The 15,059-nt window shown below is 39.1% G+C and carries 10 protein-coding genes, 17 tRNA genes, 1 rRNA gene and 2 riboswitches; of the genes, 26 read left to right on the forward strand and 2 right to left on the reverse strand.

Annotated features, from left to right (window positions below; all coding sequences use genetic code 11):
* Positions 1–2: 2 nt before the first annotated feature.
* The 19 genes from rrf (at position 3) to FJQ98_RS01270 (ending at position 3,168) form a co-directional block, all read left to right on the forward strand.
* Positions 3–118: ribosomal RNA gene (gene rrf, locus FJQ98_RS01180) — 5S ribosomal RNA — on the forward strand.
* 13 nt (positions 119–131) lie between these two features.
* Positions 132–207 (forward strand) — tRNA-Val (locus FJQ98_RS01185).
* 25 nt (positions 208–232) lie between these two features.
* Positions 233–307: transfer RNA gene (locus FJQ98_RS01190), tRNA-Met, on the forward strand.
* A 4-nt stretch (positions 308–311) separates the two neighbouring features.
* Positions 312–384: transfer RNA gene (locus FJQ98_RS01195), tRNA-Asp, on the forward strand.
* A gap of 12 nt (positions 385–396) precedes the next feature.
* A tRNA-Thr gene (locus FJQ98_RS01200) sits at positions 397–469 on the forward strand.
* Positions 470–478: 9 nt separating this feature from the next.
* A tRNA-Tyr gene (locus tag FJQ98_RS01205) sits at positions 479–562 on the forward strand.
* A 4-nt stretch (positions 563–566) separates the two neighbouring features.
* Positions 567–640 (forward strand) — tRNA-Trp (locus FJQ98_RS01210).
* Between the two features lie 47 nt (positions 641–687).
* Positions 688–763, forward strand: a tRNA-His gene (locus tag FJQ98_RS01215).
* Positions 764–771: 8 nt separating this feature from the next.
* Positions 772–846 (forward strand) — tRNA-Gln (locus tag FJQ98_RS01220).
* Between the two features lie 15 nt (positions 847–861).
* Positions 862–934: transfer RNA gene (locus tag FJQ98_RS01225), tRNA-Lys, on the forward strand.
* A 22-nt stretch (positions 935–956) separates the two neighbouring features.
* Positions 957–1,033, forward strand: a tRNA-Arg gene (locus FJQ98_RS01230).
* Positions 1,034–1,049: 16 nt separating this feature from the next.
* A tRNA-Pro gene (locus tag FJQ98_RS01235) sits at positions 1,050–1,123 on the forward strand.
* Between the two features lie 58 nt (positions 1,124–1,181).
* Positions 1,182–1,274 (forward strand) — tRNA-Ser (locus FJQ98_RS01240).
* 5 nt (positions 1,275–1,279) lie between these two features.
* Positions 1,280–1,355: transfer RNA gene (locus tag FJQ98_RS01245), tRNA-Phe, on the forward strand.
* 3 nt (positions 1,356–1,358) lie between these two features.
* Positions 1,359–1,432 (forward strand) — tRNA-Gly (locus FJQ98_RS01250).
* A gap of 6 nt (positions 1,433–1,438) precedes the next feature.
* Positions 1,439–1,515 (forward strand) — tRNA-Ile (locus tag FJQ98_RS01255).
* Between the two features lie 4 nt (positions 1,516–1,519).
* A tRNA-Asn gene (locus FJQ98_RS01260) sits at positions 1,520–1,596 on the forward strand.
* 1 nt (position 1,597) lies between these two features.
* Positions 1,598–1,669: transfer RNA gene (locus tag FJQ98_RS01265), tRNA-Glu, on the forward strand.
* Positions 1,670–2,121: 452 nt separating this feature from the next.
* Positions 2,122–3,168, forward strand: a complete 1,047-nt coding sequence (locus tag FJQ98_RS01270; protein ID WP_053596572.1) for a nitric oxide synthase oxygenase — start codon at positions 2,122–2,124, stop codon at positions 3,166–3,168.
* A gap of 39 nt (positions 3,169–3,207) precedes the next feature.
* Here FJQ98_RS01270 and FJQ98_RS01275 read toward each other — a convergent pair whose 3' ends face one another.
* Complete coding sequence (locus FJQ98_RS01275) at positions 3,208–4,440, reverse strand: CynX/NimT family MFS transporter (RefSeq protein ID WP_425492693.1); 1,233 nt, start codon at positions 4,438–4,440, stop codon at positions 3,208–3,210.
* A gap of 151 nt (positions 4,441–4,591) precedes the next feature.
* Positions 4,592–4,768, forward strand: a riboswitch (Lysine riboswitch).
* An 84-nt stretch (positions 4,769–4,852) separates the two neighbouring features.
* Between FJQ98_RS01275 and FJQ98_RS01280 the strand changes: the two genes are divergently transcribed.
* The 6 genes from FJQ98_RS01280 (at position 4,853) to FJQ98_RS01305 (ending at position 10,862) form a co-directional block, all read left to right on the forward strand.
* On the forward strand, positions 4,853–6,316 hold the full coding sequence (locus FJQ98_RS01280; protein WP_053596574.1) for an amino acid permease: 1,464 nt from the start codon (positions 4,853–4,855) through the stop codon (positions 6,314–6,316).
* 465 nt (positions 6,317–6,781) lie between these two features.
* The gene (locus tag FJQ98_RS01285; RefSeq protein ID WP_082340368.1) at positions 6,782–7,474 is read left to right on the forward strand and encodes a response regulator transcription factor; all 693 of its coding nucleotides are present in this window, start codon (positions 6,782–6,784) and stop codon (positions 7,472–7,474) included.
* Positions 7,475–7,478: 4 nt separating this feature from the next.
* Positions 7,479–8,414, forward strand: coding sequence for a sensor histidine kinase (locus tag FJQ98_RS01290; RefSeq protein WP_053596576.1), 936 nt, complete (start codon positions 7,479–7,481; stop codon positions 8,412–8,414).
* Positions 8,415–8,551: 137 nt separating this feature from the next.
* On the forward strand, positions 8,552–9,475 hold the full coding sequence (locus FJQ98_RS01295) for an ABC transporter ATP-binding protein (protein WP_053596577.1): 924 nt from the start codon (positions 8,552–8,554) through the stop codon (positions 9,473–9,475).
* Positions 9,468–10,157 (forward strand): ABC transporter permease, encoded by a 690-nt coding sequence (locus FJQ98_RS01300; protein WP_201406600.1) that lies wholly within the window; start codon positions 9,468–9,470, stop codon positions 10,155–10,157. Before FJQ98_RS01295 ends, FJQ98_RS01300 begins: the two co-directional genes overlap by 8 nt.
* 246 nt (positions 10,158–10,403) lie before the next feature.
* The gene (locus tag FJQ98_RS01305; RefSeq protein WP_053596579.1) at positions 10,404–10,862 is read left to right on the forward strand and encodes a hypothetical protein; all 459 of its coding nucleotides are present in this window, start codon (positions 10,404–10,406) and stop codon (positions 10,860–10,862) included.
* On the opposite strand, the gene FJQ98_RS01310 is transcribed toward FJQ98_RS01305, so the two are convergent.
* On the reverse strand, positions 10,839–12,104 hold the full coding sequence (locus tag FJQ98_RS01310; protein ID WP_053596580.1) for an Nramp family divalent metal transporter: 1,266 nt from the start codon (positions 12,102–12,104) through the stop codon (positions 10,839–10,841). The two genes, FJQ98_RS01305 and FJQ98_RS01310, sit on opposite strands and share 24 nt — an antisense overlap.
* Positions 12,105–12,740: 636 nt before the next feature.
* Positions 12,741–12,894, forward strand: a riboswitch (cyclic di-AMP (ydaO/yuaA leader).
* 190 nt (positions 12,895–13,084) lie between these two features.
* Here FJQ98_RS01310 and FJQ98_RS01315 point away from each other — a divergent pair.
* Positions 13,085–14,908 carry an APC family permease gene (locus FJQ98_RS01315; protein ID WP_053596581.1) on the forward strand — a complete coding sequence of 608 codons (1,824 nt, stop codon included), beginning with the start codon at positions 13,085–13,087 and terminating at the stop codon, positions 14,906–14,908.
* Positions 14,909–15,059: the final 151 nt, after the last annotated feature.

Consider the following 15,059-nt stretch of genomic DNA (forward strand, 5'->3'; position numbering starts at 1 on the left):
AGTGAAGTGATGATGGCAAAGAGGTCACACCCGTTCCCATACCGAACACGGAAGTTAAGCTCTTTAGCGCCGATGGTAGTTGGGGGCTTCCCCCTGTGAGAGTAGGATGTCGCTTCGCTTATTTTCTATGTGGAGGATTAGCTCAGCTGGGAGAGCATCTGCCTTACAAGCAGAGGGTCGGCGGTTCGAGCCCGTCATCCTCCACCATTATTAAAATAAATTACCTTATTATCGCGGGGTGGAGCAGTGGTAGCTCGTCGGGCTCATAACCCGAAGGTCGTTGGTTCAAATCCGGCCCCCGCAACCAAAATGGTCCCGTGGTGTAGCGGTTAACATGCCTGCCTGTCACGCAGGAGATCGCCGGTTCGATCCCGGTCGGGACCGTCTTTTTTTTTTGCCGGTGTAGCTCAGTTGGTAGAGCAACTGACTTGTAATCAGTAGGTCGTGGGTTCGACTCCTATCGCCGGCATCATCCCATGGAGGGGTAGCGAAGAGGCTAAACGCGGCGGACTGTAAATCCGCTCCTTAGGGTTCGGCGGTTCGAATCCGTCCCCCTCCACCATTTTAGGGGCATAGTTCAACGGTAGAATAGAGGTCTCCAAAACCTTTGGTGTGGGTTCGATTCCTACTGCCCCTGCCAGGTTTCTAGGTACTCGTTATCAAACACTGCTGTGATTACATATAGTGGCGATTGTGGCGAAGTGGTTAACGCACCGGATTGTGGTTCAGGCATTCGTGGGTTCGATTCCCATCAGTCGCCCCATTTATTATTGGGGTATAGCCAAGCGGTAAGGCAACGGATTTTGATTCCGTCATGCCTAGGTTCGAATCCTAGTACCCCAGCCATTCATTTCTTAGTTTGAGCCATTAGCTCAGTTGGTAGAGCATCTGACTTTTAATCAGAGGGTCGAAGGTTCGAGTCCTTCATGGCTCATCAAGTTTTTATAAAAAAATATGCGCCCGTAGCTCAATTGGATAGAGCGTCTGACTACGGATCAGAAGGTTATGGGTTCGACTCCTGTCGGGCGCGCCAAAAAACCTAATTGTATCGGAATGTAGCTCAGCTTGGTAGAGCACTTGGTTTGGGACCAAGGGGTCGTAGGTTCGAATCCTGTCATTCCGATCATCTTTCCTAAATGTTGGGATCTTAGCTCAACAGATTCACCGTTTATTAATATTTTGGAGGTATACCCAAGTCTGGCTGAAGGGATCGGTCTTGAAAACCGACAGGCGGGTAACACCGCGCGGGGGTTCGAATCCCTCTACCTCCTCCATTTCCGGGTCAGTAGCTCAGTTGGTAGAGCATTAGATTGAAGCTCTAAGTGTCGGCGGTTCGATTCCGTCCTGACCCACCATATGCGGGTGTAGTTTAATGGTAAAACCTCAGCCTTCCAAGCTGATGTCGTGAGTTCGATTCTCATCACCCGCTCCAAATAATGGGCCTATAGCTCAGCTGGTTAGAGCGCACGCCTGATAAGCGTGAGGTCGATGGTTCGAGTCCATTTAGGCCCACCATTATTCCGAAGTAGCTCAGTTGGTAGTAGCACCTGACTGTTAATCAGGTTGTCGCAGGTTCGAGTCCTGCCTTCGGAGCCACGGCCCGTTGGTCAAGTGGTTAAGACACCGCCCTTTCACGGCGGTAACACGGGTTCGAATCCCGTACGGGTCATCAAGCATGTTGCACATTTGTGCAACATGCTTTTTTTATGCCAACTATAATGATAAATAAAGATCACCATTCGTTAAGGAAATTTTATTTCTAATGCACACGCAATAACGTCTAATCCTAAATACTGAGAAGAGATTAATAATGATAAACAAAATTGCAAATGTAACTGAAGTCTTCTCATGTATTACCTACTTCTACATAAAAAAACGTTATAATAGCGAACCCATGCTTAACAGTTTTTCCTTTGTAATTCCTCAGTATATTTATAATGGCTACTGATATGTATCTTTTCCTTAATCCATAAATAACTTTAGTTTTAGAGAAATAGAAGAAATGATATGAAATATTGAACAAAGTATTTCATATATGAAAGATGTATGTTTTCTAGCAGATTTTTTCGTGGTGATTATAGTTCCATTACTCTAATATGAGGGTAGATGGAGGAATTCGACATGAATTTACATGAGATACAGCGGTTTTTAGAACTTTATCAAATGGAACAAAATGAGTCTAAAGCATGGCTAGAAAATAAATTACAGCAAATTAAAGCAGCAGGAAAATATATACCGACAACAGAAGAATTAACCTTTGGTGCACGAGTGGCATGGCGCAATAGTAATAAGTGCATTGGCCGCTTATTTTGGCAGTCGCTACATGTTGTAGATGCCCGCGATATTTCAAATGAAGAGGATATCTTCAATGCTTTGCTTGAGCATATTCAATATGCAACAAATGACGGAAAAATCCGCCCAACAATAACCGTTTTTGCACCAGGGCGAGTTCGTATTTGGAATCATCAGCTAATCCGTTATGCAGGCTATGAAATGGACTCAGGAATCGTTGGGGATCCACATTCCGTAGAGTTTACAAAAATATGTGAATCCCTTGGCTGGCAAGGCGAGAAAACAGCATTTGATGTGCTTCCGCTTGTTATACAGATAGATGGAAGGGATCCGCAAGCGTTTACAATCCCTGATGAATATGTACTCGAGGTACCGATTCGTCATCCTGAATCTTCTCAAGTCGAAAAGCTAGGATCTAAATGGTATGCAGTGCCAATTATTTCGAGCATGCGCTTCCAAATGGCAGGTATCGATTTTCAGGCAGCCCCATTTAATGGTTGGTATATGGGCACTGAAATCGGGGCACGTAATTTAGCAGATCACGATCGTTATAATATGCTGCCCGCTATAGCAGAAATTTTTAATCTCGATACAACAAAACAGGCTTCACTATGGCGTGATCGTGCATTAGTTGAGCTGAATATTGCAGTTCTCCATTCCTTTAAAGAAGACGGTGTGAGCATTGTAGATCATCATACCGCAGCTCAGCAATTTAAATTATTTGAGGAAGCTGAAACAGCAGCAGAGCGTGAGCTTACAGGCAATTGGACGTGGCTGATTCCACCTCTTTCACCAGCTACGACTCATATTTTCCATAAGCCTTATGTTAATCTTTACAATACACCGAATTATTTTTATCAGAAACCACCTTATTAGTAGAGAAAGGCAGCTCACTTTAAACATGAGCCGCCTTTTTTAATTTACATATTCATTTTTAGAAGCCCTAAAAGAGCATAAGAAGAGGATCAATACAACGACAATGAAGAGCCAACCAGCGATGTTCCAACCACCGAATAAATCATGCAAATACCCAAATAAGATTGGACCAATTGCGGCTAATAAATATCCTAATGATTGTGCAAACCCTGATAAATCTGCTGCCTCAAAAGCTGTACGGGTACGTAGTGTAAAGAACATCATCGCTAATGAGAATGAAGCTCCTCCTGCTAAGCCTAGTAGCACCATCCATAGTACAGCGAGGCTTGTCCATTCCATCACTACTCCGATAAAGCCAACTAAGTAAAATACCGTAAACATTAATACGAGAGGACGTTGAGATGTCATTTTACTTGCGATAATAGGCACAGCTAGAGCCATTGGGACTTGTGAAATTTGCATGATGGAAAACATCCAGCCTGCACGATCTGCTGCTAATCCTTGCGCTGTATATATTTCAGGAATCCAAGCCGCGGTTGTATAGAATAATAATGACTGTAATCCCATAGCACCTGTTACTGCCCAAGTAACTGGTGATTTCCATAATGGTGTACGTTCTTTCGTAGTCTCAACAATAGGCTCAGGCTTATTAAATTTTAACTGTGGAATCCAAATTAAAATAGTTAACACCACAAGAATAAGCGCGATTGCCAGAGCACCTTGCCAGCCAAGTGATGAATTGGCAACAGGATAGCTAATGCCAGCACCGAGTCCAGCTGTCAAATTCATCGACATTGTGAAAAATGCCATAAGTAAACCTACTTGATAGGGAAACTTCAATTTAAGCAAACCTGGAATAAGTACGTTACCAAATGAAATGGCTATACCAATTAGCACAGTACCAAACAGGAGTAAACCAGTTGTGCCAAGGGAGCGTAGTACAATCCCTAATGCTAAAAGAATAGTCGATAAAAATAATGTTAATTCTAGCCCCAATCTACGTGCAACAATTGGTGCAAATGGTGATATGATTGCAAATGCAAGCAATGGGATTGTTGTTAGAAAGCCCGCTAGTATATTGGATATGCCGAGGTCTTCACGGATAAAGGAAATAATAGGTCCAACAACTGTTAACGGCATCCGTAATGTCGAGGCAATACAAATTATGCCGATGACTAGTAATAAGGTTGTTCCTCTCCAGCTAATTTTCTTGTTAGGATAAGTATTGGAATGTTCATGAGTAGTCAAATAAATCCCCCCTGTTAGAACAATTATAACTGAACCACTATACCACTTTATCACACTGTTAAAAATAGTAGAAAATTCATAAAATACAGAACATTACTCAGGTTATTGAAATGTCATAGGTCGTATGTTAAACTAATACACATCATAAATTTAATATTTATATGCCTCATGTTTGTATTGAGGTAGAGGTCGCGATATTTAAGAGTATGCTAATGGAAATGACAAGCATTAGAGATATTAGTTGAAAGGAAATATCGCCGAAGTGTGAGGGGACTTGAAAACCTCATGCTGGGGCTGTCTCCGAAAGGAACAGAACTGTCACGTTTGGACAACGTGTTGAGCTATCATTTTGAAGGAACAGAGGATTTACTTAGCCATCACAGCGTTCATGTGATGGCGTTTTTTTTGCCTCTTAAAAAAGGAAGGAAGCTATATCGTGAGTGAAATAAAAGTCAATCAGCTCGGCCATAAAGCGCCGAAGCTGAAAAAAGAATTAAAAAGCCGTCATATTACAATGATTTCATTAGGCGGTACAATCGGTACAGGATTGTTTTTAGCTAGTGGTGGTGCCATTGCACAAGCAGGTCCTGGCGGTGCGCTGCTCGCTTATGGACTAATCGGTATTATGGTGTATTTTTTAATGACGAGCTTAGGCGAAATGGCAGCCTATATGCCATCATCGGGTTCATTTAGTACGTATGCTACAAAGTTTGTAGATCCAGCTTTAGGCTTTGCACTTGGTTGGAACTACTGGTACAACTGGGCAATTACAATTGCGGCAGAAATTGCTGCTGTATCATTAATTATGAAATATTGGTTCCCAGATAGCTCATCAGCACTTTGGACTGTTTTATTTATTGCTGTAGTTTTAACGTTCAATCTATTATCGGTAAAAAGCTATGGTGAAAGTGAATATTGGTTTGCGATGATAAAAGTTGCAACGGTGATCATTTTTATTATCATCAGTCTCTTAATGATTTTTGGAATTTTAGGAGGACAAGCTCCTGTAGGATTTACGAATTTCTTCATTAGTGATGGACCATTCCACGGTGGATTCCTTGCTACATTTGGTATTTTCTTAGCTGCGGGATTCTCATTCCAAGGGACAGAGTTACTTGGAATAACAGCAGGTGAAACAGATGACCCTGGTAAAAATATTCCGAAAGCTGTTAAGTCTGTTTTCTGGCGAATTATTTTATTCTATATTTTAGCGATTGCTGCAATTGGGATGCTGATCCCATTTACAGACGAACGTTTGTTATCTGAAGATATCGCTGTATCACCATTCACACTGGTGTTCGACCGTTTAGGAATTGCCTTTGCTGCTTCATTGATGAATGCCATCATTCTAACGGCTATGCTGTCAGCAGGGAATTCAGGGCTCTACGCATCTTCACGTATGCTTTGGCAATTAGCGGTAGATGGACATGCACCAAAAATTTTCATGAAATTAAGTCGTAGAGGTATTCCAATCTACGCATTAATGGCGACATTAGCTGTAGGCTGTCTAGCATTTCTAGCATCGTTCTTTGGTGACGGTGTTGTCTATATATGGCTTTTAAATGCCTCTGGGATGTCAGGCTTCATTGCTTGGCTAGGAATTGCTTTTAGCCATTACCGTTTCCGTCGAGCTTTCGAGGTACAGGGCTTGGATCCAAAATTGTTGCCGTATAAAGCAAGGCTATTTCCATTCGGTCCGCTATTTGCCTTTACGGTTTGTATGATTGTTGTTATTGGGCAAAACTACAATGCCTTTATGGGAGATACAATAGATTGGTACGGAATCCTTGTCTCATATATCGGGATTCCACTGTTCTTACTGTTATGGCTTGGCTATAAAATCAAGAATAAAACAAAAATGCTTCCATTAGAGCAATGTGATTTAAAAGTAGAACAATAAAAAATAAAACTGTCCTGTGAGTCATAGAAAATGACTTGCAGGACAGTTTTTTTAGTTAAGAAATGAATTTGTAACCCTAAACGTACAATCTTGTCAGAAAAAAACTCCAAGTGAACCATCAATCTTTAAGCTCCAAAACCTCGTAAACCCAAAATAGCAATCATCAATCCATAGATTACTATAATAAACAAAATAATGAGCAATCCCAAATATTTTGAAATACCTGTTTGTTTTGATCTAATTCCGGATATCCCAAAATAAATACTCATTATCCAGAGTAAAGCACCTAAATAAAAGTAAATACCAAAAATTAGCATTCAGATAAAATTTATTCATTCTGGTTGAAAAGGAAGGATTTTAGTTTTCAAAATTATTGCCTGCTTTTGGTGCTAAATCTTAATATGGTAGACTGTTGTATAAATGGCAATTGATAAAAAGCTTTATGTTGGGAAGAGGTGTATGAAAGTGCAAAAGCATATTTTACTAGTAGAAGATGACGAAGCGATTCGTGAAATGGTAGAAAACTATTTAACGATGGAGGGGTTCCTTGTTACCTCTGCAGTGAATGGAGAAGAGGCATTACAAAATTGTTTAAACAAACCCTTTGATTTAGTTATCTTGGATATTATGATACCGAAACTTAATGGATTAGAAGTTTTAAAGATTATACGAGAGCAAGCATCACTTCCAATTATCATTATGTCAGCCAAGGATAGTGATGTTGATAAAGCGTTAGGATTAGGATTAGGGGCAGATGATTATATCGCCAAGCCATTCTCGATGCTGGAATTTTCGGCACGTGTCAAAGCAGCAATTCGAAGAGCTACAAAATACTCCAGTCAAGTAGAGGAGAAGAAAGATATAGTAGAGATAGATAACTTATCGATCGATCTTGTTAATTTTTCAGCTGAGAAGAATGGACAACAAGTAAAGCTCACATCAAAAGAATTTGCCATCTTAAAACTATTCGTGACAAATCGTAATCGAGTTTTTACAAAACAGCAAATTTATCAATTGATTTGGAATGACGCTTACTATGGAGACGAAAATATTATTAATGTACATATAAGAAGATTACGCGAAAAAATTGAAGACGATCCATCCAACCCTCAATATATTAAAACGCTTTGGGGAATTGGCTATAAATTTGAAGGATAAACAGATGATTATATTTCTATTATTTATAATTGTATTGCTCTTAGGTATTATCATTTTTCAGGTGAAGACAAAAAAACAACAAAACGTTACTATTCAATACATGCATCAAAAACTGCAAGCAATCATTAACGAACAATCAAGCGAAAAGATTTTAGCATCGACAGCTAATCAGGAATTGCAGCAACTACTTAATGCGATGAATGCATTGCTGGACCACAATCAAAAAATACTAGCGACACATCGAAAAATGGAAAGCTCCATGAAAAAGATGTTGGCCAATATTTCTCATGATCTTAAAACACCTTTAACAGTTGTACTAGGCTATACTGAAATGCTGCAGCTTAAGCAGTCACTTAGTGAAGAGGAGCGGCAACGGTTGCTCACTGGCGTTCATTCGAAAACATTGGAAGTATTAAAAATAATCCATACATTTTTTGACCTAGCAAAGCTGGAGGCTGGGGATACAGATTATCCAATGACAAAAATCAATGTAAGTGAAATTTGCCGAAAAAATATTTTATCATTTTACGATATGGTCACGTCTATGGGGCTAGAGATAGATATTACGATACCAGAGATATCTGTCTATGCACTTGGTAATGAAGAAGCGTTAGATAGGGTTCTGAATAATTTACTGTCAAATGCTATTGCCTATGGGGCGGCAGGAAACATCATTGGGCTCACAGTAAGAAATGATGATACTAATATTTTTATTGATGTCTGGGATCGCGGTAAGGGGATTGATGAATATCAAATTGATAATGTTTTTGAAAGAATGTATACGCTTGAAGATTCCAGAAATAAAACCTTCCAAGGTAGTGGTCTTGGCCTAACTATTACAAAACGCCTTGTAGAATTAATGAATGGCTCCATCCAGCTTTCCAGTATCCCATACGAGAAGACCATCTTTACAGTTTCTTTAAAACGAATGATGTACTGAACAGTCATGCTTGTAGAGCATTCTAATTGCTTTACAAGCTTTTCTTCTGCGCTTAAGAAATTTGTAAGAATCAAGTAATAAATTAGAGAGTTTCATTTTTTATAATAAGGATAGCTAAATTTAAGGGAGAGATTTACATGACATATATTGTGAAAACGAATCAGCTTACGAAAGTGTATGAAGGAAAAGAAGTGGTTTCTGCTGTCAATATGCATGTGAAGAAGGGGGAGATTTATGGCTTTTTAGGTCCCAATGGTGCCGGGAAAACGGCAGTCATGAAAATGCTGACAAACCTTACGAAGCCAACGAGTGGAGACATCGAAATATTTGGTGAAAAATTAATGGACCGATCATACGAAGTGCTGAAAAGGATGGGAACGATTATTGAATACCCGATTTTTTATGAAGATTTAACAGCACTGGAAACCTTAGAATTACATTGCGAATATATGGGCTATTATGACAAGAAAGAGATTGCTCATGTTCTAGATTTAGTTAAACTAACAAATACGGAGAATAAGCGTGTAAAAGACTTTTCTCTGGGGATGAAACAACGATTAGGTATTGCACGTGCAATTATTACGAAGCCGGAATTACTTATTTTAGACGAACCGATTAATGGACTAGATCCGGTTGGCATTAAAGAGCTTCGTGATCTATTCAAGATGCTTTGTAAAGAGTATGGAATTACGATTATTATTTCTAGTCACATTTTGGGTGAAATTGAACAATTGGCAGATACAGTTGGAGTTATTAAAGATGGAAGATTAATTAAGGAAGTATCAATGGACGATGTCAGTCATAGTCAAGCAGACTATATTGAAGTGATTGTCAATGATGGGAAAAAAGCTGCCTTTATTATAGAAAGTAAATTAAATATTACTAATTTCAAACTAATGGATGACAATTGTATTCGAATTTATGAATCGACAGCTTCACAAAAGGTGCTATCTAAAACATTGATTGAGCATGATATTGAAATTGAGGGTATTAGCAAAAAAACAAGCTCATTAGAAGATTATTTTTTGAAGTTAATCAATGGAGGTGTCACTAGTGCTTAATTTAATGCGTCTAGAAATGAAAAAATATCATATTGGTGCATATATAAAACGAGCTGTTTTCATAAATTTTGTAATATTAGCTATTGTATTTATGCTTATATTTATCACTAAAATAGAAGGGGACCAAGATCTCAGAAATTATCAGGCGGTATTAGGCCTTATAGATTCAGGTGTAAGAGCAGTGTTTATTATTTTTGCTAGTGTGTTAATCGCCAAGTTTATTATTGGAGAATTCAAATATAAAACCATCACTGTAGCATTTATGTATCCAATCAATAGAAAAAAATTAATTGCTTCAAAGCTAGCCATTGTGGTTCTTTTTACCTTTAGTGCAATTATTTTATCAACTATTTTTGTCACAGCGATTTTTTGTGCTGTTAGTGAGAGTTTTCAATTGCTTCCAGATGCATTATCGTTATCTCTCATAATACAACGAATTCCCGTTGTGATCATGAATGCAGTTTCAGCATCATGCATCGCATTAATACCATTGTATTTTGGTATGAGAAAATACTCTATTCCGGCAACGATTATATCATCTATATTAATTGTATCGGTCGTATCATCAAATTCAGGTAACTTCACTTTGTACGATATTATTCTCATACCAATCACTTTAGCTATTATCGGTATAGGGGTGGCCTATTCATCTTTTCGAAATATTGAGAAGATCGATATTTAGGGATAAGAAAAGTTAGAGCGACGGAAAGAAGAGCCGAAGTGACGGAAAGAAGAGCCGAAGTGACGGAAAGAAGAGCCAGAGTGACGGAAAGAAGAGCCAAAGCGAAGGATTGATAGGCCGAAGTCGTGGATAGAATGTTCGAAATCGTGGATAGAATCATCGAAATGATGGATAGAATCGGCAAAATCGTGGATAGAAGTGCCATAATCGTGGAAAAAAGTCGGAGCGACGGAAAGAACAGCCGAAGTGACGGAAAGAATAGCCAGTGCGACGGAAAGAAGAGTCAAAGCGACGGAAAGAACAGCCAGTGCGACGGATAGAAAGGCCGAAGCGATAATTAAAAATACCAAAAGAGAGACCATAGATCCAAATTTTCTAATAACAGGGCGCCCCCAGGAAGCTCTCTGCTCTGCGCGTCAGCGACAAATGTTTATCTGTGCGAAAGCGAAGCGACAGCGGCAAATGTTTTCTGTAGCGAAAGCAAAGCGGCAGCTACAATGTTTTATCTGTGCGAAAGCGAAGCGACAGCAACAACAAATGTTTTATCTGCGCGAAAGCGAAGCGACAGCAACAAAGCGCCCAGTCGTAACGGAAATCAACCACACATTATGCAGTAAGCCTCTTACATGTAGAAATGCCAGACACAAAACCAAATTAAAGGTCTTTGCGTCTGGCATTTCTTTAACCAAATATTGTTTCCCATAATAAATAAAGATTTAAAGTAACTACAATTACTACTACAATCCATCCTAATATTGTTGTAATACGACGGTTGACTAGACTTCCCATGATGTCACGTTTACTTGTAAACATAACAAGCGGTACAAGTGCAAATGCAATACCGAAAGATAAAATAACCTGACTTAGGACAAGCGCATAAGTCGCATTAACACCGGATGCAATGATGACCAGAGGAGGTAACATTGTAACAGCACGGCGTAAATAGAGCGGAATTTTCTTTCTAATAAAGCCCTGCATCACAACGTCACCTGCTAGTGTACCAACTGAAGAGCTAGCAAGACCTGCAATGAGAAGACCAAGACCAAAGGACACTGCCGCCATCGGACCAAGCGCCTCTTTTAAACCGTTATAAGCAATATCTAAATCTTCAATTACTACGCCTTGTGTATGGAATACTGCTGCAGCAATAACAAGCATACTCATATTGATGGCACCGGCAATAATCATCGCGATGATAATATCAATAAACTCAAAACGAAAAATACGTTTCTTTTCTTCATCATTGCGGCCAACGATACGATTTTGGGTTAATGAAGAATGCAAGTAAATAGCGTGTGGCATGACAGTTGCCCCTAAAATACCTGTTGCAAGTAAAATAGAATCTACTCCCTCAAAGCGTGGTGTAAACATGCCTATTGTTACTTCGCCCCAATTTGGCTGTGCTAAAAATGTCTGGAATGCAAACGCTAAAACGACAATAAGCACCATGCCAGAAATACCTGCTTCAAATGCTCTAAAGCCTCTGCGCTGCAATTCTAAAATAGCAAATGAGCCGACTGCTGTAATAAGTGCTGCAGGTAACATTGGAATATTGAATAATAAGTACAGCCCTAGTGCAGCCCCAATAAATTCTGCAAGGTCTGTTGCAATAATGACCAATTCTGCCTGTATCCATAAAAAAATAGAAGTCTTTTTAGAAAAATGTTCACGTGCTACTTCGGGTAAATTTTTACCAGTCGCAATACCAAGCTTTGCTGATAAAGATTGAATTAATACCGCCATTAAATTGGAAAAGGCAATTACCCAAAGTAGTAGATATCCATATTTTGAACCTGCTGTAATATTTGTTGCAAAGTTGCCTGGATCAATATAGGCAACTGCTGCGATGAAGGCTGGACCAAGAAACGGTAAGATTCGTCGCCAGCCTTTTATGTCTCCATCTAAAACCGCCTCAGCAGACGATTTTGCCATTCGTTTGTAAACCATGTTGTTCCCTCATTTCAAAAAGTATCACGGGTGAAATAAAGTTTCCTAGAGGAAAATGATATATTGCTATTTTATCGCTATAACAAAAAAATGTGAAGAAGTTTGCTCATTTTTTTTATTTAATTCAAAATGTTTTTGATATAGTAAATCAATTGCTATGAAGAACTTGGATTCTGTTTGTGTATCATCATGTATTGAAGCATCGTTGCAGAATATTCGATTCATTTGAAAATGGTTTAAGGATTAATGTACTTAGCTATTTTAAAAGTGGGAATATACTTATAAGGTAGCTTTTTTAATTGATTTTCATTTATGGGTATTCACATATTTTCCACCAGTATTAAAATGTTATTCTTCAAATAGTAAATATTTATCACTAAAAGTTGAGGCCGTGTAAATAAGTTGTTTGGGGTGAAGGCTGGGCGACTCCTTGAGGATCACAGATGAGGCCTTGGAGCGCAAGTGAAGCGGCTCATCGCCCGCGCCCAATTGGAACAGCAATCAACTCCACGTTATGGTGGTGAGCCATAAGAAAGATGTTCGAAAAATCAAGTAAAATTTTTTTTTGTAACCATTCTTTTCTTCTTTACTTTTCTTTTTTACAGGCGTAATATGACATCATTATAAAAGTTTCAAATTTCTAAATCGCTGAAGCAACTAGACGCGGGGGACCCAATTTTTACGGATTGCATAAGTGTGATCCTTGGGGTGAATCTCTTCATTTATTGAAGGGTAGGGCTACTCAGGCCCGAATCCGACAGCTAACCTCGTAAGCGTTAAGAGCAGAAAAGTTGGAGCTTGGCAGACGAATGAGCGTCTACAAGTCTTATTTAGTGATGACTTGTAGACTTTTTTTATCTTATGTAAAAGCTACATGGATAAAGATAAAGCCCCAGTGAATAATACTAAAACCGATTATGCTAAGGTGTAATCGATTTAGAAATGCGAAACACATTCTATGAAACCAGAAGGTGTTGAATATGAAATCCTCATTGAAACGTTATGTTATCGGTAAACCATTAAGATCCGAAGCGTTAGGGGAACAAAAGCTTAGTAAAACAAAGGCACTCGCCATACTATCGTCCGATGCTTTGTCATCAGTGGCGTATGGACCTGAGCAAATTTTAATTGTGCTCATGACAGTAAGTACTGTTGCCTTTTGGTATTCTCTACCGATTGCTGCTGGGGTAGTTGTGTTACTGACAGCACTTATTTTTTCGTATCGTCAGGTTATTTTAGCGTATCCACATGGTGGCGGAGCATACGTAGTTTCACGGGAAAATTTAGGTGTCAATGTTGGCCTCGTCGCTGGTGGATCACTACTTGTCGATTATATTTTAACAGTTGCGGTAAGTGTATCAGCGGGAACAGATGCTATCACTTCGGCATTTCCAAGTCTGCATCCCTATAATGTGATAATCGCTGTGTTTTTTGTTATATGTTTGACGCTTTTAAACCTGCGTGGTGTCACAGAATCAGCATCCATTTTAGCGTATCCAGTATATTTGTTTGTGGTAGTCATGTTGATGTTAATTGGGGTAGGGATTTATAACGTAGTAACAGGGCAAGTTCCAGCAGAATTGCATCCAAAGGTTGGCACTCCAGTTGCTGGAATTAGTTTATTTATATTATTAAAGGCATTTGCGTCAGGAAGCTCAGCCTTGACTGGTGTTGAGGCAATTTCAAATGCTATACCTAATTTTAGAGATCCTGCGCCAAAAAATGCGTCTAAAACATTATTGGCTATGGGCGGAATTTTAGCAGTGCTATTTATTGGTATTGTGAGTCTGGCTTATTTTTATGGAGTTGCTCCAAATGCGAAAGAAACGGTTGTCTCACAAATTGCGGAGGCAAGTGTAGGTCGTAATATTTTCTACTATATAGTGCAAGGAATGACAGCAATGATATTAGTACTTGCTGCGAATACAGGTTATTCGGCTTTTCCTTTACTGGCGGTTAATTTATCGAAGGATGGTTTTATTCCGAGAATATTCCAAATCCGTGGGGATCGCCTTGGTTATTCAAATGGAATTATGATGCTTGGTTTAGCTGCAATTGCTTTGATCATATTATTTGATGGAACAACAGAGCACTTGATTCCACTTTATGCAGTTGGTGTGTTTATTCCGTTTACGTTAGCGCAGGCTGGGATGATGCGAAAATGGTGGCGTGAAAAACCGAAGAGCTGGGTTGCTAGATTTACAATAAATACAATCGGAGCGGTCATTTCTTTTATCGTAGCTATGATGTTTTTTGTGACGAAATTACCTCAAGTATGGCCAGTGTTTATCTTTTTACCAATTATTATTTGGACATTTCACCGCATTAAGCAACATTATCAGGCAGTTGGTGAGCAGTTGAGATTAGATAATGAGGAACTGCCCAATGTTGAGGGGAATGTTTTCATTGTCCCTGTTGCTGGTATTACGAAAGTAGTCGAAAACACATTGCATTACGCACAGTCATTAAAGGTTGAAAAAATTATCGCGTTTTATGTGGCCTTCGATCAAGCTGACGCAAAAGCTTTTGAAGAAAAATGGCAAGCTTGGCAGCCAAATGTTCGACTTGTAACATACTATTCACCATATCGAAGTATTACACAGCCGTTGATGAAATTTATTGATAAGGTTGAACATCAATGTGCGAAATCAGGCCATCAAGTAACAGTAGTCATACCACAGTTTTTACCGAAAAAAGGATGGCATCATATGTTACACAATCAATCGAGTCTATTAATTCGCACTTCGCTGTTATTTCACAGAAATGTCGTCATTATGACAGTCCCATTCCATTTATCAAAATAATGACTAGCAAGCTCGAAAATTGTCTGATATAATCAGTACGTGATTGTAAAACACGAACGTTTGCAATTAAAAGTTAGTAAAATACTAGTAAATTCCGAAAAAACAGACTTTATTCAGTGCCACACATAAGCACATACCGAATGAAGTGCTG

Origin of the sequence: Lysinibacillus agricola, from assembly GCF_016638705.1 — a bacterium.
GTDB classification, from domain to species: Bacteria; Bacillota; Bacilli; order Bacillales_A; family Planococcaceae; genus Lysinibacillus; species Lysinibacillus agricola.